Origin of the sequence: Micromonospora sp. LOL_025, assembly GCF_048060285.1 — a bacterium.
In the GTDB taxonomy this organism is placed as follows: Bacteria; Actinomycetota; Actinomycetes; order Mycobacteriales; family Micromonosporaceae; genus Micromonospora.
On the sequence record NZ_JBHMIR010000001.1, the window covers coordinates 138,077 to 160,242 of the forward strand.

19 protein-coding genes and 1 pseudogene are annotated in these 22,166 nt (G+C 74.4%); 7 read left to right on the forward strand and 13 right to left on the reverse strand.

Annotated features, from left to right (window positions below; translation table 11 throughout):
- Nucleotides 1-289: 289 nt before the first annotated feature.
- Nucleotides 290-655 carry a YciI family protein gene (locus ACFHW0_RS00635; protein ID WP_358092945.1) on the reverse strand — a complete coding sequence of 122 codons (366 nt, stop codon included), beginning with the start codon at nt 653-655 and terminating at the stop codon, nt 290-292.
- Nucleotides 656-878: 223 nt separating this feature from the next.
- Between ACFHW0_RS00635 and ACFHW0_RS00640 the strand changes: the two genes are divergently transcribed.
- Nucleotides 879-1,511 (forward strand): hypothetical protein, encoded by a 633-nt coding sequence (locus tag ACFHW0_RS00640; protein ID WP_416604716.1) that lies wholly within the window; start codon nt 879-881, stop codon nt 1,509-1,511.
- Nucleotides 1,512-1,626: 115 nt separating this feature from the next.
- Entirely contained in the window at nt 1,627-2,499 is an 873-nt protein-coding gene (locus ACFHW0_RS00645) for an aldo/keto reductase (protein WP_416604717.1), read from the forward strand.
- A gap of 46 nt (nt 2,500-2,545) precedes the next feature.
- Here the strand turns inward: ACFHW0_RS00645 and ACFHW0_RS00650 are convergent, their stop codons facing one another.
- A complete protein-coding gene (locus ACFHW0_RS00650; RefSeq protein ID WP_416604718.1) occupies nt 2,546-3,400 on the reverse strand; it encodes a lipase family alpha/beta hydrolase in 855 nt (284 codons plus the stop codon).
- Between the two features lie 230 nt (nt 3,401-3,630).
- On the opposite strand from ACFHW0_RS00650, the gene ACFHW0_RS00655 reads away from it, so the two are divergent.
- Together ACFHW0_RS00655 and ACFHW0_RS00660 are read left to right on the forward strand one after the other, a co-directional pair.
- Nucleotides 3,631-4,983, forward strand: coding sequence for a pentapeptide repeat-containing protein (locus ACFHW0_RS00655; RefSeq protein ID WP_416604719.1), 1,353 nt, complete (start codon nt 3,631-3,633; stop codon nt 4,981-4,983).
- Between the two features lie 73 nt (nt 4,984-5,056).
- Nucleotides 5,057-5,485, forward strand: a complete 429-nt coding sequence (locus ACFHW0_RS00660; protein ID WP_416604720.1) for a nitroreductase family deazaflavin-dependent oxidoreductase — start codon at nt 5,057-5,059, stop codon at nt 5,483-5,485.
- Between the two features lie 41 nt (nt 5,486-5,526).
- On the opposite strand, the gene ACFHW0_RS00665 is transcribed toward ACFHW0_RS00660, so the two are convergent.
- The gene (locus ACFHW0_RS00665) at nt 5,527-5,721 is read right to left on the reverse strand and encodes a DUF397 domain-containing protein (protein WP_416604721.1); all 195 of its coding nucleotides are present in this window, start codon (nt 5,719-5,721) and stop codon (nt 5,527-5,529) included.
- Nucleotides 5,709-6,517, reverse strand: a pseudogene (locus ACFHW0_RS00670) (helix-turn-helix domain-containing protein). The gene ACFHW0_RS00665 and the pseudogene ACFHW0_RS00670 overlap by 13 nt, the downstream one beginning before the upstream one ends.
- A 233-nt stretch (nt 6,518-6,750) precedes the next feature.
- Between ACFHW0_RS00670 and ACFHW0_RS00675 the strand changes: the two are divergent.
- Both ACFHW0_RS00675 and ACFHW0_RS00680 read left to right on the forward strand, forming a co-directional pair.
- Nucleotides 6,751-7,110 (forward strand): hypothetical protein, encoded by a 360-nt coding sequence (locus tag ACFHW0_RS00675; protein WP_416604722.1) that lies wholly within the window; start codon nt 6,751-6,753, stop codon nt 7,108-7,110.
- Nucleotides 7,107-7,364: a flavin reductase gene (locus tag ACFHW0_RS00680; RefSeq protein WP_416604723.1), complete on the forward strand. Its 258-nt coding sequence runs from the start codon at nt 7,107-7,109 to the stop codon at nt 7,362-7,364. Before ACFHW0_RS00675 ends, ACFHW0_RS00680 begins: the two co-directional genes overlap by 4 nt.
- Before the next feature lie 135 nt (nt 7,365-7,499).
- On the opposite strand, the gene ACFHW0_RS00685 is transcribed toward ACFHW0_RS00680, so the two are convergent.
- The 7 genes from ACFHW0_RS00685 to ACFHW0_RS00715 form a co-directional block, all read right to left on the reverse strand.
- Nucleotides 7,500-8,258: a cation diffusion facilitator family transporter gene (locus tag ACFHW0_RS00685; protein WP_416604724.1), complete on the reverse strand. Its 759-nt coding sequence runs from the start codon at nt 8,256-8,258 to the stop codon at nt 7,500-7,502.
- Nucleotides 8,258-8,587 (reverse strand): ArsR/SmtB family transcription factor, encoded by a 330-nt coding sequence (locus ACFHW0_RS00690; protein ID WP_416604725.1) that lies wholly within the window; start codon nt 8,585-8,587, stop codon nt 8,258-8,260. Before ACFHW0_RS00690 ends, ACFHW0_RS00685 begins: the two co-directional genes overlap by 1 nt.
- A gap of 59 nt (nt 8,588-8,646) precedes the next feature.
- Nucleotides 8,647-8,826, reverse strand: coding sequence for a hypothetical protein (locus ACFHW0_RS00695; protein ID WP_416604726.1), 180 nt, complete (start codon nt 8,824-8,826; stop codon nt 8,647-8,649).
- Nucleotides 8,823-9,170 carry a hypothetical protein gene (locus ACFHW0_RS00700; RefSeq protein ID WP_416604727.1) on the reverse strand — a complete coding sequence of 116 codons (348 nt, stop codon included), beginning with the start codon at nt 9,168-9,170 and terminating at the stop codon, nt 8,823-8,825. The genes ACFHW0_RS00695 and ACFHW0_RS00700 overlap by 4 nt, the downstream gene beginning before the upstream one ends.
- 196 nt (nt 9,171-9,366) lie before the next feature.
- On the reverse strand, nt 9,367-10,284 hold the full coding sequence (locus ACFHW0_RS00705; protein ID WP_416604729.1) for a hypothetical protein: 918 nt from the start codon (nt 10,282-10,284) through the stop codon (nt 9,367-9,369).
- A gap of 3 nt (nt 10,285-10,287) precedes the next feature.
- On the reverse strand, nt 10,288-12,906 hold the full coding sequence (locus tag ACFHW0_RS00710; RefSeq protein WP_416604731.1) for an FtsK/SpoIIIE domain-containing protein: 2,619 nt from the start codon (nt 12,904-12,906) through the stop codon (nt 10,288-10,290).
- Between the two features lie 241 nt (nt 12,907-13,147).
- A complete protein-coding gene (locus tag ACFHW0_RS00715) occupies nt 13,148-13,948 on the reverse strand; it encodes an SGNH/GDSL hydrolase family protein (protein WP_416604733.1) in 801 nt (266 codons plus the stop codon).
- Nucleotides 13,949-14,146: 198 nt separating this feature from the next.
- Between ACFHW0_RS00715 and ACFHW0_RS00720 the strand changes: the two genes are divergently transcribed.
- Complete coding sequence (locus ACFHW0_RS00720) at nt 14,147-15,679, forward strand: M1 family metallopeptidase (RefSeq protein ID WP_416604735.1); 1,533 nt, start codon at nt 14,147-14,149, stop codon at nt 15,677-15,679.
- 65 nt (nt 15,680-15,744) lie between these two features.
- On the opposite strand, the gene ACFHW0_RS00725 is transcribed toward ACFHW0_RS00720, so the two are convergent.
- Nucleotides 15,745-17,253: a glutamate synthase subunit beta gene (locus tag ACFHW0_RS00725; protein WP_416604737.1), complete on the reverse strand. Its 1,509-nt coding sequence runs from the start codon at nt 17,251-17,253 to the stop codon at nt 15,745-15,747.
- Nucleotides 17,246-22,024, reverse strand: coding sequence for a glutamate synthase large subunit (gltB, locus tag ACFHW0_RS00730; RefSeq protein WP_416604739.1), 4,779 nt, complete (start codon nt 22,022-22,024; stop codon nt 17,246-17,248). Before gltB ends, ACFHW0_RS00725 begins: the two co-directional genes overlap by 8 nt.
- Between the last annotated feature and the right edge of the window lie 142 nt (nt 22,025-22,166).

The following is a 22,166-nucleotide window of genomic DNA, read 5'->3' on the forward strand; positions in this document are numbered from 1 at the left end:
CGCGCGTCACGCGCGCAGCCGGCGGGCGGAACCCACGCCGGAACGTTGAGGCGGCGGGCATCGGCGACCGCGCGCCGGAATCGTACGCCCCCGACGCGAACGGACAACCGGGTGCTCCCCGCCGCTCCGCCGGGCGCGGGCCGGTTCCGCCCCGTCGGCAGGTCGACGCTGAGGCGGGGTGGTGGAGGCGGCGCCGGGCGCGGGAGCGTCGGCATCGCCGTGTCCGGCGGGAACCGTCGCGGGCAGCAGCACGCCGGAGAAAGGGACCGCCGCCGTCCTGGCCGGCGGCTCAGCTCTGCGTCTTGACCAGCGGGAAGTCGAGGGAGCCCTCCGGGCAGAGGAAGGTCATCACGTCGACCCGGTAGAGCCCCGCCTGAACGGCCGGGTCGGCCTCCATCACGCTGCGCACGTCGTCCACCGAGCCGGTGCGCGCCAGGCCGAAGCCGATCGGCGGGTCGGGCTCGCGGGCCGGGCCGTCCACCGAGCCGGCGACCAGGATGATCCCCCGCCGTTGCAGGGCCTGCATGTGCGCCAGGTGCTCGGCCTGCAACCGCTGCACCGTCTCCGCCGGCAGCGCCCGCCCGGCCGCGCCGGGATACAGCACGATGCACTCGTACGTGTCGAGCGCGAAGTCGACCTGCGGCACTCCCGTCATGGCGCTCCCTCCCGCGTCGCGCCGCACGCGGCGACCCGTGGTCGACGCCGAGCCGGCACGGCCCAGCGTCGCACGGGCGGGCGGCCGGCACGGGCGCTTCGGTCAACTTCGTCCGCGACCCGGCCCGGTTGCGGCCCGGTCGCGCCGTTTTCCCGGCGGTGCCGTGGAGGCGCCCGGGTCGCGGCGGCGGGCGGCTGTCCCACCCCCGCCCTACGCTGCCGGCGTGGGCACGAGCTACCAGACGATCCTGGCCGTGGGCGGCCTGGCGGAGATCCGCAGGGTGCTGACCGACGTCGGCACCGAGGCGTACGTGACGGAGGTCGGCGAGCGCCGGTGGGCGGTCGTCCCGCGCGAGGAGGAGGGGAGCGGCTACGCCGAGGTCGACGACCTGGCGCAGCTGATCACCCTGCTCACGCGCGAGCCGGCCGTCACCTTCGACGTCTTCGACTCCAGCGTCATGTCGGCCACCCTGCACACGGCCGGCCGGGAGGCGCACCGCTACGTCTCCGACCGGGGCTGGGTGACGGAGTACTGGGACGACGACGACAACGAGGTGCTCGCCGGCTTCGACGGCACGATCCACCCGGTCGACGCCCCGCCGCCGCCCGGCCCGAGCGGCGACGACCCGGCCGTCTTCGCCCCGCTGGGCGTCGGCGCGGTCGACACCGTGGGCCTCGGCGCGGCGCTGCGTGGGGAGGTCCCGCTCGACGGCGAGCCCCGCCTGTTCGCCGAGTGCCAGCACCGGGCCATCCTCGAAGCCCTGCGGCTCGACCCGTGCCCGCTGACCCGGCCCTTCCGGCACACCCACCTCGACCACGTGCCGGCCCCGGTGCACGTGCGGCCGGACGGCGGGTGATCCCGGTCTCGATCCGCCGTGGCGGTGGTGCGGGCGACGATCGGCGGGAAAGCCCCACCGGTGGTGGCTAGATTGGCCGCTGGAGACGAAGAGAGACAGGATGGGGAATCCACGCATGGCGAACGACGCTGGCAAGCAGCCCGCGAAGGCCTCCGGGACGTACCGGATCGGGGGCGACCTCCAGGTCGACCGGCTCGGCTACGGGGCCATGCAGCTCACCGGCCCCGGCGTGTGGGGCGACCCGAAGGACCCGGCCGAGGCCGTGCGGGTGCTGCGCCGGGCGTACGAGCTGGGCGTGACGTTCATCGACACGGCCGACTCCTACGGCCCCTTCGTCAGCGAGCTGCTGATCCGCGAGGCCCTGCACCCGTACGCCGACGACCTGGTCATCGCGACCAAGGCCGGCCTGACCCGCTCCGGCCCTGGCGACTGGCGCCCGGTGGGGCGCCCGGAGTACCTGCGCCAGCAGTGCGAGCTGAGTCTGCGGCACCTCGGCCTGGAGGCCATCGGGCTCTACCAGCTGCACCGGATCGACCCGCAGGTGCCGCTCGCCGACCAGCTCGGGGAGCTGGCGCTGCTCAAGCAGGAGGGCAAGATCCGGCACATCGGCCTGTCCGAGGTGACCGTCGAGCAGATCGAGGCGGCCCGCAGCATCACCCCGATCGTCTCGGTGCAGAACCTCTACAACCTGGCGGACCGCAGCGCGGAGTCCGTCCTGGAGCACTGCGAGCGCAACGACCTCGCGTTCATCCCCTGGTTCCCGATCGCCACCGGCAACCTGGCCCGGCCGGGCGGCCCGCTGGACGCGATCAGCACCGGGCACGGCGCGACGCCCGCCCAGCTCGCCCTCGCCTGGCTGCTGCGCCGGTCGCCGGTGATGCTGCCGATCCCGGGCACGTCGTCGGTGGCGCACCTGGAGGAGAACGTGGCCGCCGCCGAGGTGCGGCTGACCGACGACGAGTACGAGGCCCTCGCCAAGGCCGCCTGACGCGGCGCGGGGCGGGCGGCGCACGGCCGCCCGCCCCCGCCCGCCATCACAGGGCGAGGCAGTTGGGGCGGATCGCCTCCCCGCGCAGCGCCTGCCGGATCACCGTGTACGTGGTGCCGTCGAGCACCAGGCCGAGGTGCCCGACGACCCGCAGGGGACACGCCGACTGGATCAGCACGTTGGTCGCTCCGTCGGCCAGTGTGGCGTTGTCGACGGGGCGCACCAGCTCGTCCTGGAGGGTGCGCACCGCCGTCCAGCGGACCGCGCCGGGGGTGTCGTCGCCCGCATTGAGGCCGGCGAGGAACGACGAGCCGATCGACATCTGCTGGCAGGCGACGATGCCGGCGCAGCTGCCCAGGCCGAGGAACTTCACGATGTTGGCCACGTACGTGCCGTACTGCGGGGTGCCGAGGCTGACGTAGCGGTCGATGCTGCTGGCCCCGCCCAGGCTCTTGATGAAGTACCGGGACACCAGGCCGCCCTCAGAGTGGGCGACGACGTCGACCTTGGCCACGCCGGTCGACGCGCGGACCTGCCCGACGAAGCTGCTGAACGCGCGGGCCGAGGTGGGGATGTCGCCGAGCCCGAGGTTGGGCAGTTGGTAGACCCAGACCCGGTACCCGTCGACGCGCAGCCGGGAGGCCAGCGGCCCGTAGGCGGAGGCGATGCCGCTGAGGCCACCGACGACGATGACGGGGTTACCTGCCGCGGCGGCGGCGATCCCGGCGGCGGTGCTGGTGCCGCTGTCCCCGGCGGCGGAGGCGGAGGCGGCCGGGTCGGCGGCGCTCCGGTCGGTGCTGGCCGCGGGCCGGTCGGGGGCCGCGACGGCGGCCGTGGCGGGGGCGGCGAGCACGGCGGCGATCATGACGGCGAGGGCGGGGACGATCTTTCGGAGCAGCAAAGCTGCACCTCCCATGGAGGAACCCGGTGCAACCGGGCGGGACGGGGGTGGGGGTGGTTCCGATCGATCGTGGAGACGATGATGATGGCCGTAATCCACCACCGTCAATAACAAGTTACGGCCCGGTAACCCCTTGTCGCGTCGAGAGCACAAACCGGCAATCCTGGCGGCGTCCGTCCACGACGGACGGTGCCCCACGTCGGGCCGAGCGCGGTGGCATGCTGTGACCCGTGCGCCCGACACCGCCCCGCGAAGAGCCGCTGCGGGTGATGCCGTGGTGGCTGGTGCTCGTCGGGCTGCTCCTCGCCGCGCTGCTCGGCTGGCTGGTGCTTGACTGGCTGCTCGGCGAGGCCGACCGCGCCGCCCAGCCGGACACCCGCGCGACGCTGCGCATCGACGCCATCCGGACCGGCCTGACCGTGGTCGCCGGCACCGGCGGCGGGCTCGCGCTGCTGCTCGCCGCCCGGCGACAGTGGATCGGCGAGCGCGCCCAGCGGCACCAGGAGGCCGTCGCCGCACAGGACCAGGCGCACCGGGAACGGGTGCAGGCGCACGCGGAGGCGGTGGCCGAGGCCGGGCAGCGCCACCAGGAGCGGCAGGCCGGTGCCGCCGAGCACGACGCGGCCGAGCGCCGGCTGACCGAGCTGTACACCGGCGCCGTCGAACTGCTCGGCAACGACAACGCGGCCGTACGCCTGGGTGGGCTGCACGCCCTGGAGCGGCTCGGGCAGGACAATCCGGCGCAGCGGGAGACGATCGTGGCGGTGCTCTGCGCGTACCTGCGGATGCCGGCGCCGGAGGACGACGCGCGCGAGGCGGAGGTGCGCCGCACCGCGCAGCGGGTCCTGACCCGGCACCTGCGCGCGGACGACGACGCCTTCTGGCCCGGGGTCAGGCTGGACCTGACCGGCGCCCGGCTCGACGGGTTCGACGCGACCGGCTGCACCCTGGACGACGCGGACCTCACCGGCGCGGTCTGCGCCGGCACCACCAGCCTGGCCGGCGCGACCGTGCGCGGGCGGCTCTCCCTCGGCGCGACCTTCGCGGACCTGGCCTGCGACGGCCTGCGCGGCGACGCCGAGATCGTCCTCGACCGCGCCCGGATCACCGGCCGGGTCAGCTTCGACCGCGCCGACCTCGCCGGCGGGCTGTCGTGCCGGCACGCCACCGTCGCCCGGGCCTCCTTCCGGGGCGTCACCTTCCACCGGACGGCGAGCTTCGACGCGGCCCGCTTCACCGACAGCGCGACCTTCCGCGAGGCGGTCTTCCTGAGCGGGGCCTCGATGGACCACGCCACCTTCACCGGCTACGCCGGATTCCGGCAGACCCGCTTCGCGGACCTGACCCTGTTCCGGTGGACCGAGTTCGGCGACCAGACCTGGTTCGAGCGGACCCGGTTCGAGGGGGCGGCGAACTTCGGTCGGGCCCGCTTCCACGGCCCGGTGACCTTCGACGGGGCGACGTTCGCCCGCCGTCCCCTGGTGGACCAGGCGCGGGCGACGGCCGCCGAAGCGCACGTGTGGCCCGAGGGCACCGCCGTCGCCCCGCTCGACGACGACTGGCTGCTGCTCACCGACGGATGACCGGCACCTTCTCCCCGCTGCGGCGTGGCCCGACGGGCCGACGGTCGCCGCCGGAGGCCGCTAGGCTGGCCGGATGGCGGAGACCATTGAGGACAGCCCCGTCGAGTGGGTGGCCGGTCACGTGCGCCGCTACGTGGAGACCGACGGCGCCGACGGCGGGAAGTACCACGGCTACGACGCCCTGCTGATCACCACGCGGGGGCGCCGGTCGGGCACGCTGCGGCGGACCGCGCTCATCTACGGCCGCGACGGCGACCGCTACCTGCTGGTGGCGTCCAACGGCGGGGCGGCGCGGCACCCGAACTGGTACCTCAACCTCTGCGCCGACCCGCAGGTGGAGGTGCAGTTCGGAGCCGAGAAGTTCCGGGGCACGGCACGCACCGCCACCGCCGAGGAGCGGCCCCGGCTGTGGGAGGCGATGACCGGGGTCTTCCCGACCTACGCCCGCTACCAGAAGGAGACCGACCGGGAGATCCCGGTCGTCATCGTCGAGCGCGCCTGACCACTGCCCGCCGGGCGGACGGTCGAGCGGCGAGCGGGTCGTCAGGCGCGGTCGCTGATTTCGGCGACGAAGGCCCGCCAGGCGGTCGGGGTGAAGACCAGCGCGGAACCAGCCGGCTCCTTCGAATCCCGCACGGCGACGACGCCGGGCAGGTTGTCGGCCACCTCGACGCAGGTCCCGCCATTCGTGGATGAGCGGGACGACTTGCGCCACCGCGCACCGGTCAGGATGTCCATGTCTTCGCCGCTTCCTGTAGCACGTCGAGTGATTGCCTCAGCGGGAGGGCTTCGCCTCGCACAGCGTCCCACGCCAGCCCCACGCGGGCAATCGCGTCCGGCTGCCCGGTGGTCTGCGACTCCAACTGATGGTCCACACAGCCCGCACGCGAGCCGTCGGGCAGGTCGGCCAGGATGAACGCTCCGGCCAGCCCAGAGTAGATGCCAGCGGACAGCGGCACGACCTGCAACTGGATATGCGGCTGTTCAGTACAGCTCAGCAGGTGTTCGAGCTGCTCGGCCATCACGTCGGGGCCGCCGCAGGCCCGGCGGACCACCATCTCGTCGAGCACCACGAAGAGCTGAGGGCTCGGATTGCGGGCGAGCACCTCCTGCCGCTCCATCCGCGCGGCGACCCGCTGGTCCAACTCGGCGACCGGCGTCCGCGCCGCCCGGAAGGTCGCTCGGGCGTACGCCTCGGTCTGGAGGAGTCCCGGCACGAACGCGTGCTCGTACCAGCGCAGGGCGGTCGCCTCGCGTTCGATCTGTATCCACTCGCGCAGCCAGACCGGCGCAGCGTCGCCCTTGACCAGCTCGTTCCAGAGCGTCGCGAAGTATCCACCGGTGTCCAGCGCCCTGTCGACGGCGGTCAGGTAGGGCGCGGTCGGCGGCTTCGTCCCGGTCTCGATCGCGCTCACCTGGAATCCGAGCAGAAGACCAGCTCACCGAGCTGCGCCTGGGTCAACCCGGCGGCCGCCCGGCGGCGCCGCAGCTCACGAAGCAGGTACTCCGACGGCGAGATTCCCACGGCCTCCACGCCCTTCCACGACTCTGCGCACCGTTCCCCGCCAGCCCGGGACCGCTCACTACGTTCCGCGATCGGGCGGTGACTGTTCTGAGCCTAGGGGGCGTTCGTCCAGGGTGGAAGGAGCGCGGCGCGCCCGGCGGAATCGGTCCCCCCGACCCTGTGGGCGCGCACGTCACGGGGGTCGCTGCTGGCGAGCATCCGCAGCGACCCCCGTTCCCACCCACCGACGGAAGGAGGCGTCCGTGCCCGTGCCGAGGCCCGCGAATGCCGTACCGGCGACGCGCTGGGCGACGCGCCCCGCCGCCGCGACGGCCGGCACCCGGAAGGACGGGACGCCCCGGGTCAGCCCCGGCGTGTACCTGCTGACGCGCGAGGCGTCGCCGCAGTTCGCCACGCCGATCACGGTACGGGTGATCCGCGAGCGAACCGACCTGGTCACCTACCACGGCTGGACGTGGATCGAGGCGTACCAACTCGACGCGCGCGGCCAGGCGACCGACCGCCGCGAGTTGTACGTGCGGCCCGACGGGATGCGTCCCACGCAGGTGCCCTCGGCCGCGCACCGCACTCCGGCCCGGCGAAACGCGAGGACCGGCCGGTGAGCGCGCCCGCCCGCGACCACGTACCGTCCCGCCCGACGTGGCGCTGCCGGGCCTGCGGGATCGCCTGGCCCTGTTCCCCGGCGAAGCTGCGTCTCCTCGCGAAGTACCGGGGCGACATGCCCGGGCTCCTGGTCCACCTCGTGACGCTGCGGGAGGAAGCCGCCGCCGACCAGTTCGCGCAGCACCACCCCGGCGCGCAGTCGGCGGACCTGCACAGGCGCTTCACGGACTGGGTGCCGGTCCGCTCCCACTGACAGCCGCGGGTCACCTACGTCGCGCGCCAGTTCCGAGGATCAGTTCGGACCGGACTACGTCGCCCGGGGCGTCGGCGACGACGGCGAACTCGCGTAGCACCGCCGGCGGCATCCGCCGTCCGGTAGCCAGTGCGGTCATGTTGCGTCTGTGGAGCAGCAGGAGCAGCCCGGCCGGCATCCGCACGCGTCGCTCTCGCTGGCACCGTGCCGACCCTCTGCGTCGGCGCGGGTGTCAGCGAGGGGCGCGGTCAGCGGGACGGTGCAGCAGGTGTCACCACGCCACGCCTCACGGCCTTCCTTGACCGCCACCACGGCGATGACCAGCGCTGCGACCGGGTCGGCCCAGGACCACCCGAACAGGCTGTTCAGGCCCAGCCCCACGAGCAGGACGGCGGACAGGTACGTGCACAGCAGGGTCTGCTTGGAGTCCGCGACCGCCGAGCGGGAGCCGAGTTCACGACCGGCGCGGCGCTGGGCGTACGACAGCCCTGGCATGATCGCCAGCGACAGCGCGGCCAGCACCAAGCCGACGCTGGAGTGCTCGGCCTCGGCGCCGCCGACCAGCGCCCGCACCGACTCCACCGCCACGTACGCGGCGAGAGCGAAGAACGAGACCGCGATGATCCGCAGTGCCACCTTTTCGCGGGACTCCGGGTCGCGGCCGGCGAACTGCCACGCCACCGCCGCCGCCGACGACACCTCGATGATCGAGTCCAGGCCGAAGCCGATCAGCGCGGTTGACGACGCGAGCGTGCCGGCGGTGATCGCCACAACCGCCTCGATGACGTTGTAGGTGATCGTGGCGGCGACGAGCAGCCGCACCCGGCGGGCGAGCACCTGACGGCGCGCCGGCGACGGCCCTGCCGGTGTCAGATTGATCAGGGGCATGGTCATCAGCAGCAGCCCTTCTCGGCGGAACCGGGACACGCGGCCGGGTCGACCGCCAGCACGAGGCCGAGCAGGTCTGCGAGGGCGTGCGCCAGCCGGGCGTCGGCCAACTCGTAGCGGGTGCGGCGGCCCTGCGGCACCGCGACCACCAGGCCGCAGCCACGCAGACACGACAGATGGTTCGACAGGTTCTGCCGGGTCGTGCCCAGCAGCTCGGCCAGCTCCGCCGGATAGCCTGGTCCGTCGCGTAGCGCCAGCAGCAGCCGCGCCCGGGTCGGGTCGGACAGGGCATGGCCGAAGCGGGCCAGCACCTGCCCGTGCGTCAACGTCTCCACGCCACGGATAATACATCCGATGATGTACCAAGCAGGGAGATCAGCGCCCAGCAACCCGATCAACGATCTTCGGCATGCGAGGCTCCTTCGGCGATGGTGGCGAACGGGATGGGGCAGCACGGCACTGCGGCGCACGCGACGAGGTCGTCGCAGCCGGCGTCCACGGCAGCACGCAACGTGCCCCCGATGACCTGCAGGTCGGCGACTTCGTCGAGCTGACTGCTGCGCAGCCCGCTCACGCCGCCATCCCCGCAGCCGCCCGCGCGGCGAGCGCGTCCAGGACGCCGACGTGCCCGGCCGGAACCTGCACCTCCAACTCCACGCCGTCGCCGCCAGCGCGGACGAAGGTGAAGGTGAAGAAGGAGCAGCACGCGCTCTCCCGCCCGGTCAGCTCCCGTGCGGTGGCCTCGGCCGTCGGGTCGAGCTGCCACCGCAGCCGCGTCGGCGCCGGCCGCTGCTGCCCGCGCAGCGCAGTGGCGAACAGGTCATCGAACTCGGCCAGTCGCAGCGGCCGCTGCGGGGTGGGCAGGGTGCACGCCTCGGGCACCCACGCCGGACCGGCTGTCTCGTCGTTCGTCGTCATGCCATGAACGTAAGCCTGTACCCAGGTACAGGATGCAACCCCTTCGGGGCCGGCTACGGCCACTGGTCATCGTCCCGCCGCAAGATCGAGACCAACCTTCCTGCGGCTGGTGACACGTTCGTCACGGCTCCCTGGAGGTCTGGTCCACGACGAGAAGAGCGGAAGACCCCTGCTGAACCGATCCGGCCACGCGCCGTCAGCGTAGGACGCGGAACAGCAGCAGGAACGCCACGTAGGCGACCGGCACGGCCGCGAAGCAGATCAGGAAGCCCAGGTGCACGTACCGGGGCGGGGTGCCGGCGACCATGGCCGGTCGCCCCCAGCGGCCGAGCACCAGGTAACCGGCGAAGAAGGACAGCGCCGGCAGCCCCGCGCAGATCCACGCGCCCAGGGTGAAGCCGTCCACCAGGCCGACGCCCGAGGCGAGCACCATGATCATCATGAGGATCGCGCCGACGGCCGCGCAGCCCGCGTAGACGCCGACGGCCCGGGCCACCGGCGACCAGTCCGGCAGCAGCGCCGGCCGCTGCGCGAGCAGCTCGGTCTGCTGCCCGTGCCGGTCGGACTCGTCGGCGTAGCGCCGGGTCAGCTCCAGCTCGACGGTCGGGTCGACCTCCGCCGGGCGCGGGGCCGGCACCCCGCCCGCCGCCGGGCCCACCGCCGTCGGCAGCGCCAGCCTCGTCTCCCCCACCCCGACCTGGGGGTACGCCCCGGCACCCGGCCGCCCCGGCGCGCCGGCTGCGCCGGCGGGCTCCCCCTCCCCCGGCCCGGCGTCGACGAACGGGGCTTCACCGCGACCACCGTCGCCGGCCGACGCGGCGGCACCGGGCCCCACGGGTGCCTGCGGCGCGCCGCCGTGCGGCCCGGGTGCGGTTTCCGGCGCGGCGGGCGGCGCGGGTGCGGGGCCGGTGGGCACGCTGGACGCCGGGATGCCGATGGCCTGGCCGAGCTGGTCGAGGCGCTGCCCCTGGGCGGTGAGCCGGTGCTGGAGGTAGTCCGCGGCGGCGTGCAGGTTGCGGCGCCGGTCGGCGTCGGCGGCGGCACCGCGCTCGCCGGCCCGCCGCTGCTCGGCGAGCTGCCGGGCCAGCGCCGCGTACTCGTCGAAGGTGGACACGCCTCAGTCCTCCCCGTCCGGACCGTGCCCGTCGCGGGCGAACGGCACGATGAGTCGGGTGCGCTGGTCGTGCCGGTCGACCAGGAGCGCCCGGTCGGGCCGGGGCGCGTACGCGAGGTCGTGCACGCCGAGGTGCAGCCCCAGCTCGGCGCCGGGCACGTTCAGCGCGACCAGGCAGGCGACGTCGTCGCGGTTGTGGGCGCCGCCGAGGTCGTCGGCGAGGCGGCGCAGCCCGCGCCACCAGCCCAGCAGGTGCGTCCCCTGCCCCGGCCCCTGGCGCAGCACGGTCCGCAGGTCGTCGTGGCCGGAGCGGAACGTGTCCGGGTCGGTGGCCGCGAGCACCCCGCTGGCGGCGTCGACACCGAAGACGACGAGATAGGTGCGGCCGGCCACCGGAGCGGCGCCGCCCGTCGCGAGGCCGCCCAGCTCTGCGCTGCCGCCCGGCTCGGCGAGGAGGGACGGCGCGGCGGGAGCGGCCGGCGCGGCGGCGAGGGTGCCGAGGTGGCGGCGCAGCCCGGTCGCGTCGAGGCGGTCGACCGGGTGGCCGGCGGCGGCCAGGGTCGCGGCGGTGTCGTCGGCGGCGGGCTCGGCGGCGGTCACCAGCGCGGCGAGCAGGAAACGGGCGTCGCCCGGGGCGTGCTGCCGGGCGAGGCTCAGGGTGGCCGCGCGCAGCACCTCCGCGCCGGTGACCGACGTGCCGACCACGGCCAGGTGCCGGCCGGGGGTCGCGTCCATCATGAACAACGCGGAGGTGCCCTCGACGTCGACCGTACGCCCGACCAGGGCCAGCGGGCGGCGCCCGCCCGGACGCAGCCCGGCGAACGTCGGGTCGTCCTCGACGCGGGCGGCCTCGTAGCCCTTGAAGACCGACGGGGGACGCGCGCCCGCCGGTCGGGCCTGCCACAGCTCGTGGCGCAGCCCGGCCAGCTCCCCGGCGGCGGCGTGCGCGTCGGGGAAGCGGACGACGGTGTCGGCGCCGACCGCGCCGGCCGCGGTGTTGAGCACGGCCGAGCCGACCGGCAGGGTCTGGGCGGCCTCGTTCAGCGGGTCGAGCACCCCGCCGCCACCGGGCAGCGCCACCCGCAGCGCGAACTGGCCGAAGATCGCCTCGGCGCGGCCGTAGAGCGCCTCGACGCCGGTCATGCTCTGGCTGGCCAGCACGAGGTGCACGCCGTACGAGCGGCCCTTGCGGGCCAGCTCCTCCAGCAGGTCGACGGACTCGCGGGCCAGCGCGTCGTTGCCGGCGAGGAGCACGTGGAACTCGTCGATCACCGCCACGATGCGGGGAACCGGGGTGTCGCGGGGCAGGTCGGCGAGCTTCGTGACGCCGTGCCGCTTGAGGGTGGTGGCCCGCCGGGACAGCTCGCGGCGCAGCTCGCGCAGCACGGCGACGCCGTACTCCCGGTCGGACTCGATGCCGACCGCCCGCGCGTGCGGCAGCCAGGACGGGTCGCGGACGGTGGGGACGAACTCGGTGAAGCTCACCCCCTCCTTGAAGTCGAGCAGGTAGAGCTGGAGCTCGGCCGGCGAGTAGCGGGCGGCCAGCCCGTAGAGGACGTCGAGCAGGAAGACGGTCTTGCCGGCGCCGGTGCGCCCGCCGACGAGCCAGTGCGGGGTGGCGTCGTCGAAGGCGACGGTGACCCGGTCGCGGCCGGCGCGGCCGACCAGGGTGCGCAGCCCGTTGCCCGCCGACTCGACCCAGCGCCGCTCGGGCAGCAGCTCGGCGAAGCCCACGGCGTCGCTGCGCCGGGCGGCGTCGCCGAGGTGCGCGGCGAGGGCGGCCACCGACGCGGCCGGCGGGTCGCCGTCGAGCAGCACGGGGGCGGCCAGGCCGGTGCCGTCGTGGCTGAACGGGGCCCCGGGCGGGTCGCCGACGTGGGCGTAGCGCTCCGCCAGCCGGATCGTGGTGGTGGCGCCGAGCTGCGGTGCCGGCTCCGCCGACGCGGCCGTGGGCCGGCCGGCGACCAGCACGCAGACCGCGGCGGCCGGCCCGGCGTGGGTGAGCGCGGCGAGTCGGGCCGCCTCGCGCGGCGGCGGCGCCGACGCCGCGACGACCAGCAGCAGCTCCTGGTCGGGGCGGTCGGCGTGCCGGGCGGTGCGGGCGTGCCGCTCGGCGGCGTCGAGCAGGGCGGCCACCTCGGCCTCGCCGGTGGCCGGCGGGTCGAGCACGCCGGCGTCGATGAGCGGGCGCAGCGGCCCGAAGGTCGCGCCGAGCGCGGCGGTGTCGATGCCGGCGACCCGGACGCCGCCGGTCGGCGCGGTCGCGAGCAACCGCAGCACGAGCGCCCGCAGCAGGCCGGCGACCCGGGGGTCGCGGGCGTCCGCGTCGACGGCGAGGTGGTGGCCGCCGCCCAGCGGTACGAGGACGGGGAAGGCGCCGTCCGGTGTGGACGCCTCGCCGACGCGGACGGGCACGGGGGCGGCGGTCACGGGGGTGGCCCCGGGGGTCGGGGTGGCGAGCGCGCCGCCGAGCGCCGCGAGCCGGGTGACCAGTTCGGGTGCGCCGGCCGGGGCGGCCTGGGGCGGCTGCCCGGCGAGCACCCGGCGGGCGGTGTCGAGGTGCGCCCGGGCCGCCCGGTGCGCCGCGACCGCCTGCCCGTACGCCGACGCGAGCCTGCCCACTTTCTGCTCCCGTCGCCGTCGCCCCGCCTGGTCCCCAAGGACCCTAACGGACACCGGCGACACCGGACAGTGGCGAGCCGGGCGCGTCGGCGGGCGGACGCTCCACGATGGCGCGCGGACGAGCCCCCTCCCTGGTCGGAGACCTGCGGGAAGGGGCCCGCCCGCGTGTGCGGGGTGGATCGAGGCCGCCGACGCGGGCCGGTGCCCGGCACGGCGGGTCGTCACCCGCCGGGCGGTGCGGTCAGCCGGTGACGGCGTTGAGGGCGGGCAGGTAGCCGTGGCGGTAGCCGTCGGCGTCGGGGTGGTACGCCTCGATGACGCCGCTGACGTCGCGGATCCACGGGTCGGCCGCGCAGACCCCGTGCCCGGCGAAGTACGGCCGGGTGTCGGCGAACGTGGCGCCGGCCGCGGCGGCCCGGCCGGAGATGACGGTGGCGAGCACGTCGGCGGCCTCGTTGAGGATGGTCCGCTTGTAGGTGCTCATCGCCAGCAGCCCGCAGGAACCGGTCTCGAACAGCCGCGGGTAGCCGAGCACGATCAGCCGCGCGTTTGGCGCCCGGTCGCGGATGGCGGCGTACGTGGCGTCCAGCCGGCCCGGCAGGGTCGTGGTGGCGAACGCCTTGGACTCGTTGACGGCGTTGGTGCAGCTCGACGTGCTGCCGAAGCGGCAACTGGTGATCACGTCGGCGAAGCCGGCGTCGTTGCCGCCGATGGTGATGGTGACCAGGGTGGTGCTGGTGCTCAGCGAGCCGACCTGGTCGTTGATGACGTCGGAGGTGACGGCGCCGCCGCACGCGGGGAACTTGAAGCTGGTGACCGCGTTGGCGGCGGCCCACAGCGGGGCGTACGACTTCTGGCTGCGCAGGCAGGTGGAGAGGTCGTACGGGCCGGCGCCGACGCCGGAGGAGTAGGAGTCGCCGAGGGCCACGTAGTTGACGGCGGCGGCGGCCTGGGCGGTGCCGGGGGTGAGCACCGCGCCGAGGGCGGCGGTGCACAGGGCGACCAGCGCGGCGAGGGCGCGGGCCAGCGGGCGGTGAGGCATGCGGGACCTCCACGGGGCAGGGGACGGTGGGGCCGGTGACCGCGCGCGTGGCCAGGGACGGGTGCTTGTTACCAGGCGGTAATGCTATCGAAACATTCGGATCAATGGAATGGGTCAGATCGGGCGACGGGACCAACAGGTTCACGATCGTCGATTAGGTTGGCCGGTGCGTACACCCTGACGGAGGGAGTCCACCCCGTGCGACGCGCTCTCACGGCGGCCATCGCCGCCCTGACCGTCACCACCGCCGGCGGCCTGGTCGCCGGCGCCCCCGGCCACGCCGCCCCACCGGCCCTGGGCCGGCCCGTTCCCGCCGCCGCGCCGCAACCCGGCGGCCCCGGACTGGGCGACAGCTACTTCCCTGACTACGGCAACGGCGGCTACGACGTCGCGCACTACGACGTCCGGCTGCGCTACGACCCGGCGACCGACCTGCTCACCGGCACCACCACGATCCTCGCCCGGGCCACCCGCGACCTGTCCCGGTTCAACCTGGACTTCCTGCTCGACGTCGAGTCGGTACGGGTCAACGGCTGGCAGGCCACGGCCGCCCGGGAGGGCGTGCACGAGCTGGCGGTCACCCCGCGCCGCGCGGTCACGGCCGGCCAGCAGCTCACCATCGTGGTGCGCTACTCGGGCGTGCCGTCGGAGACGCTGGTCGGCGGCTACACCGGCTGGACCCGCACCGCCGACGGGGCGATGGTGGTGAACGAGCCGGAGTCGGCCTGGTGGTGGTTCCCCAGCAACGACCACCCGCTGGACAAGGCCACCTTCGACGTCTCCGTCTCGGTGCCGACCGGCGTCGAGGTGATCAGCAACGGCGTCCAGCCGCGCCCGCCGCTGGCCGAGGCGGGCAACCGCACCCGGTGGAGCTGGCGGACCACCTCACCGACCGCCACCTACCTGTCCTTCCTCGCCATCGGCCAGTACGACATCGTCACCGACACCGCGCCGAACGGGCAGCCGGTGGTCAACGCGTACAGCGCCGGCCTCGGCGAGCTCGGGCCGGCCGCGCGGGCCAGCATCCAGCGCACGGCCGAGGTCGTCGAGTGGTGCAGCGGGCTCTTCGGGCCGTACCCGTTCGAGGCGCAGGGCGGCGTGGCCGGGCCTGTCGACGGCATCGGCTTCGCCCTGGAGACGCAGACCCGGCCGGTGTACGGGCCGGGCTTCTGGCGCCGGGGCGCCAACACCTACGTGGTGGTGCACGAGAACGCCCACCAGTGGTTCGGCAACTCGGTCTCGCTGGCCGACTGGAGCGACATCTGGCTGAACGAGGGCTTCGCCTCGTACGCGGAGTGGCTCTGGTCGGAGGAGCAGGGCGAGGGCACCGCGCAGGAGCTGTTCGACTTCACGTACGCCAGCTACCCGGCGGACGACGAGTTCTGGCAGGTGCCGCCGGGCGCGCCCGGACCGGGCAGGATCTTCGACGCGGCGGTCTACGACCGGGGCGCGATGACGGTGCACCAGCTGCGGCTGGCCATCGGCGACGAGGCGTTCTTCGCACTCCTGCCGGCCTGGACGGCCGCGCACCGGCACGGCAACGCCACCACCGCCCAGTTCCAGGCCCTGGCCGAACGGATCTCCGGGCTGGACCTGGACGACTTCTTCACCACCTGGCTGCTCACCCCCGGTCGCCCGGAGGTGGCCGGCGCGGCGCGCAAGGCCGGCCCGCCGGCCGAGCCGAAGTCCTGGACCAAGCTCCGCGAGTCGCACCGGCTCCTGACCCGCTGAGCGGCACGGGGTGCCCGGCCGGCAGGCCGGTCGGGCACCCCGCGCCAGCGGTGCGAGCGGTGTGGTTACCGCACGGCCAGGGGCTGGCGGGCCGGGTCCACCGGGGCGGGCAGGGCGCCCGTCCCGCCCAGGTGGGCGTGGATGGCGGCGGCGGCGGCGCGGCCCTCGGCGATCGCCCAGACGATCAGCGAGGCGCCCCGGTGCATGTCGCCGGCGACGAAGACGCCGTCGGTGCCGGTCTGCCAGTCGGGCCGGGCGTCGATCGCGCCGCGCGCGTTGCGGCCGACCCCGAGCTGGTCGAGCAGCGGCTGCTCCTCGGTGCCCTCGAAGCCGATCGCCAGCAGCACCAGATCGGCCGGCAACTCCCGCTCCGAGCCGGGCAGCGGGGTGACGATGCGCCGCCCGTTGCGCTTCTCCACCGTCACCTCGGCGATCCGCACCGCCCGCACCTGACCGGTGCCGTCGTCGACGAACTCCTGCACCGCGACGGCGAAGACCCGCTCGCCGCCCTCCTCGTGCGCCGGGTAGCTGCGCAGGAGCCACGGCCAGGTCGGCCACGGGTCCCGGGCCTCGTCGCGGGCCTGCGGCGGCTGCGGGTAGAGGTCCAGCTGGTGTACGCCGGCCGCGCCCTGGCGGTGCGCCACGCCCAGGCAGTCCGCCGCCGTGTCGCCGCCACCGATGATCACGATGTGCTTCCCGGCGGCGTCGATCGGGTTGCCGTCGGGCAGCACCGCCGTGTCGGGCCGGCCGCCCGCCGCCGTGGCGACCACCCGGTTGGCCGCGACGAGGTGGTCCATCGCCTGGTGCACCCCGCGCAGCCCGCGACCCGGCGTCTCCGGGGTGTCCCGGCCCTGAAGCGCCCCGCAGGCGAGCAGCACGGCGTCGTGCTCGGCGCGCAACTGCTCGGCGGTGACGTCGACGCCGACGTTCACCCCGGTGCGGAAGCGCACGCCCTCGGCGGTGAGCTGGGCCACGCGCCGGTCGACGTGGACCTTCTCCAGCTTGAAGTCGGGGATGCCGTACCGCAGGAGGCCGCCGATCGCGTCGTCGCGCTCGTACACCGTGACGGCGTGACCGGCGCGGGCGAGCTGCTGCGCGGCGGCGAGACCGGCGGGCCCGGAGCCGACCACGGCGACCGACCGGCCGGTCGGCGTCGTCGCCGGGCGCGGCGACAGCCCGCCGCGCGCGACGGCCGCGTCCGCGATCTCCACCTCGACCTGCTTGATGGTGACCGGCTCGCCCCCGCCGATGCCGAGCACGCAGGCCGCCTCGCACGGCGCCGGGCAGAGCCGGCCGGTGAACTCGGGGAAGTTGTTGGTGGCGTGCAGCGAGTCCACCGCGGCGTCCCAGTTGCCGGTGCGCACCAGGTCGTTCCAGTCCGGGATGCGATTGCCCAGCGGGCAGCCGTCGTGGCAGAACGGGATGCCGCAGTCCATGCAGCGCGTCGCCTGCTCGCGGATCAGCTCCTCGCCGGCCGGCGGGTACACCTCGCGCCAGTCGCTGATCCGCACCGGCACCGGGCGGCGCGCGGGCAGCCGCCGGTCGTACCGCAGGAAACCGTTCGGGTCAGGCACGAGCCACCTCCTGGACCGTCACCCGCGGGGCGGGCATGGCCGGCATGGACGAATCGGAGGACGCCGTCCGCGCCGCCGAGGCGGCGGACGCCGTCCGCGCTGCTGACGGGTCGGCGGGTGCCGTCTGCGCTGGTGCGGCGGCGGGTGCCGCCAGTGCGCTCATCACCGCCTCGTCGACGTCGCGGCCGGCGGCTTCGGCGGCCCGCATGATCTCCAGCACCCGGCGGTAGTCCCGGGGCACCACGGCGGTGAACTCCGCCACCGCTTCCGGCCAGCGCTTGAGCAGCCCCTCGGCGACCGCCGAGTCGGTCTCGGCGAAGTGCCGCTGCACCAGCTCGTGCAGCACCGCCTGCTCCTCCTCGGACAGCGTCGCCAGGTCGACCAGCTCGGTGTTGACCCGGCGCCGGTCCAGCTTGTGCACGAAGGCCGTGCCGCCGGACATGCCGGCGGCGAAGTTGCGGCCGGTCGGACCCAGCACCACCACGGTCCCGCCGGTCATGTACTCGCAGCCGTGATCACCGACGCCCTCGACGACGGCCACCGCGCCCGAGTTGCGTACGGCGAACCGCTCCCCCACCCGGCCGCGCAGGAACAGCTCGCCCGCGGTGGCCCCGTAGAGGATGGTGTTCCCGGCGATGGTCTGGTCCTCGGCCCGCTGCCCCGGCACGGCGTCGCCGTCGAGGAAGGGGGCGGCGGCGTCCGGCCGCACGATGAGCCGACCGCCGGAGAGGCCCTTGCCCACGTAGTCGTTGGCGTCGCCGTGCAGCCGGAGGGTGACCCCGCCCGGAAGGAACGCGCCGAACGACTGGCCGGCGGTGCCGCGCAGCGTGAACTCGATCGTGTCGGCGGGCAGGCCGGCCCCGCCGAAGCGGCGGGTCACCTCGCCGCCGAGCATCGCGCCGACGCTGCGGTGCTCGTTGCGCACCGCCACCTCCACCCGCACCGGCGTACGGTCCCGCAGCGCCGGCCCGGCCAGGGCGATCAGCTCGTTGTCCAGCGCCAGCTCTAGGCCGTGGTCCTGGGCGCGGACGCCCCGGCGCGCGGCCCCGGCCGGCAGCTCCGGCAGGTGCAGCACGGGGGTCAGGTCGAGCCCGCCGGCCTTCCAGTGCGCGATCGCCGGGGCGACGTCGAGCAGCTCGGCCTGCCCGATGGCCTCCTCGATCGACCGCAGGCCCAGCTCGGCCAGGTAGCCACGGACCTCCTCGGCGAGGAACAGGAAGAAGTTCTCCACGAACTCCGGCCGGCCGGAGAAGCGTTCCCGCAGCACCGGGTTCTGGGTGGCGATGCCGACCGGGCAGGTGTCGAGGTGGCAGACGCGCATCATGACGCAGCCCTCGACGATCAGCGGCGCGGTGGCGAAGCCGAACTCCTCGGCGCCGAGCAGCGCCGCGACCAGCACGTCCCGGCCGGTCTTGAGCTGCCCGTCGACCTGCACGGTGACCCGGTCGCGCAGCTTGTTGAGCAGCAGCGTCTGCTGCGCCTCGGCCAGCCCCAGCTCCCACGGGGTGCCGGCGTGCTTGAGCGAGTTCAGCGGCGACGCGCCGGTGCCGCCGTCGTGGCCGGAGATCAGGATGACGTCGGCCTTGAGCTTCGCCACGCCGGCCGCCACGGTGCCGACGCCGACCTCGCTGACGAGCTTGACGTGCACCCGCGCGGACGGGTTGACGCACTTCAGGTCGTGGACGAGCTGCGCGAGGTCCTCGATGGAGTAGATGTCGTGGTGCGGCGGCGGGGAGATCAGGCCGACGCCCGGGGTGGCGTGCCGGGTACGGGCGATCCACGGCCAGACCTTGTTGCCGGGCAGTTGCCCGCCCTCGCCCGGCTTGGCGCCCTGCGCCATCTTGATCTGGAGGTCGTCGGCGTTGACCAGGTATTCGCTGGTCACCCCGAACCGGCCGCTGGCGATCTGCTTCACGGCGGAGCGGCGGGTCGGGTCGTGCAGCCGCTCGACGTCCTCGCCGCCCTCGCCGGTGTTGGACTTGCCGCCGAGCCGGTTCATCGCGATCGCCAGGGTCTCGTGCGCCTCTGCCGAGATCGACCCGTACGACATGGCGCCGGTGGCGAACCGCTTGACGATCTCGGTGGCCGGCTCGACCTCGTCGATCGGCACCGGGGGCCGCACCCCGGTACGCAGGGTGAACAGCCCGCGCAGCGAGCCGGCCTTCGCGGCCAGCTCGTCGACCTTGGCCGTGTACTGGCGGAAGACGTCGTACTGGCGGCTGCGGGTGGCGTGCTGGAGCAGGAAGACGGTCTCCGGGTTGAACAGGTGCAGCTCGCCCTCGCGGCGCCACTGGTACTCGCCGCCCACCTCCAGCCGGCCGGTGGCCTCGGCGCCCGGCGGCGGCCAGGCCACGGCGTGCCGGGCGGCGACCTCGGCGTGGATGCCGTCCAGCCCGATCCCGCCGATCTTGCTCGGGGTGCCCCGGAAGTAGCGCTGGACCAGCTTGGCGTCCAGCCCGACGGCTTCGAAGACCTGCGCCCCGCAGTACGACGACACCGTCGAGATGCCCATCTTGGACATGATCTTCAGGACGCCCTTACCGAGGCCCTTGACGTAGTTGCGCACGCCCTTGGCCGGTTCCACGCCGACCAGCGCCCCGGTGGAGATCATGTCCTCCACCGACTCGAACGCCAGGTACGGGTTCACCGCCGCCGCGCCGTAGCCGATCAGCACCGCCGCGTGGTGCACCTCGCGGCAGTCGCCGGACTCCACGATCAACGCCACCTGGGTGCGGGTCTGCTCGCGCACGAGGTGCTGGTGCACGGCGGCGGTGAGCAGCAGCGACGGGATCGGGGCGAGGTCGGCGTTGGAGTCGCGGTCCGACAGCACCAGGATGCGTACGCCGTCCTCGATGGCCTCGGAGACGTGCCGGCAGATCTCCGTCAGCCGGGCCTTGATCCCGGCGCCGCCCTCCCGGCGCCGGTAGAGCCCGGAGACCCGGACCGCCTTGAACCCGGGCAGGTCGCCGTCCTCGTCGATGGAGAGGATCTTGGCCAGCTCGTCGTTGTCGATCACCGGGTACGGCAGCACGATCTGCCGGCAGCTCGCCGGGCCCGGGTCGAGCAGGTTGCCCTCCGGCCCGATGGTCGACGCCAGGCTGGTCACCAGCTCCTCCCGGATGGCGTCCAGCGGCGGGTTCGTGACCTGCGCGAAGAGCTGGTGGAAGTAGTCGTAGAGCAGCCGCGGCCGGGTGGACAGCGGGGCGATCGGGGTGTCGGTGCCCATCGAGCCGAGCGGCTCGGCGCCCGTGCGCGCCATCGGCGCGAGCAGGATCTTCAGCTCCTCCTCGGAGTAGCCGAAGGTCTGCTGGCGGCGGCGTACCGAGTCGTGGGTGTAGACGGTGTGCTCGCGCGGGGGCAGGTCGGTCAGCTCGATCAGCCCGGCGTGCAGCCAGTCGGCGTACGGCTGCTCGGCCGCCAGCTCCGCCTTGATCTCCTCGTCGTGCACGATGCGGCCGGCGACGGTGTCGACCAGGAACATCTTGCCCGGCTGGAGGCGGCCCTTGGCGACCACCCGGGCCGGGTCGAGGTCGAGCACGCCCGCCTCGCTGCCCAGCACCACGAGCCCGTCATCCGTACGCCACCAGCGGCCCGGACGCAGGCCGTTGCGGTCCAGCACGGCGCCGACGACGTCGCCGTCGGTGAAGGCGACCGAGGCCGGCCCGTCCCACGGCTCCATCAGGCTCGCGTGGAAGCGGTAGAAGGCGCGCTTGTCGGCGGCCATGTCGGGGTCGTTCTCCCACGCCTCGGGGATCATCATCAGCACCGCGTGGGGCAGGCTCCGCCCGGCCAGGTGCAGCAGTTCGAGGACCTCGTCGAAGTTCGCCGAGTCGGAGGCGGCGGGCGTGCAGACCGGGAAGACCCGGCGGATGTTGCCCGGCAGGTTCGGGGTGCGCAGCAGCGCCTCGCGGGCCTGCATCCAGTTGCGGTTGCCGCGGATGGTGTTGATCTCGCCGTTGTGCGCGATCAGCCGGTACGGGTGCGCCAGCGGCCAGGACGGGAACGTGTTCGTGGAGAACCGGGAGTGCACCAGCGCGATCGCGCTCTCCACCCGCGCGTCGGCCAGCTCCGGGTAGAACGCCGGGAGCTGGTCGGGGGTGAGCATGCCCTTGAACACCATGGTCCGCGCGGACAGCGACGGGAAGTATGCCGGCACGCCCCGCTCGGCGCTCTCCCGCTCGGCCTGCTTGCGCACGCAGAACGCGACCCGCTCCAGCTCGACACCGCCCAGCGGCGACCCGGCCGGCCCGGCCGCCGAGTCGGTGAGGCGGTGCGCGGCGAGGAAGAGCTGCCGCACCCGGGGCATCGCCGCCAGGGCGGTCTCGCCGAGGCCGCCCGGGTCGACCGGCACGTCCCGCCAGCCGAGCACGTCGGCCCCCTCGACCAGCGCGTACTTCTCCACCACGCGGCGGGCGCGGGCCTCGGCGGCGTCGTCGTCGGGAAGGAAGACCAGGCCGGTGGCGTACTCGCCGGCGGGCGGCAGCGGGAAGTCCACCACCGCGCGCAGGAACGCGTCCGGGATCTGGATCATGATGCCCGCGCCGTCGCCGGTGTTGGGTTCCGCGCCTCGGGCTCCCCGGTGGTCCAGCCGGCAGAGCGCGTCGAGGCCGTTGACCACGACCGCGTGCGAGCGCCGCCCGTGCAGGTCCGCCACGAAGGCCACACCGCAGGCGTCGTGCTCCTGCGCGGGGTCGTAGAGCCCGGCCGCGGGCGCTCCCGGGCCGAGGTGCGGGGCCTGCTTCGGGCTGCTGTGAGGGTACGGAAAGGCCACCGGGCCTCCTGTCGTCGCTCAGGGTGGATCTCGATCGGGACGACGTCGGCCCTCAAGGGTCTATTGAGTCTACGTTAGGGTCCGGAGCGCAAGGCCAGTGCAGATTGATCACACCTTCCAGACTCTGGGACGTGTAGTCTCG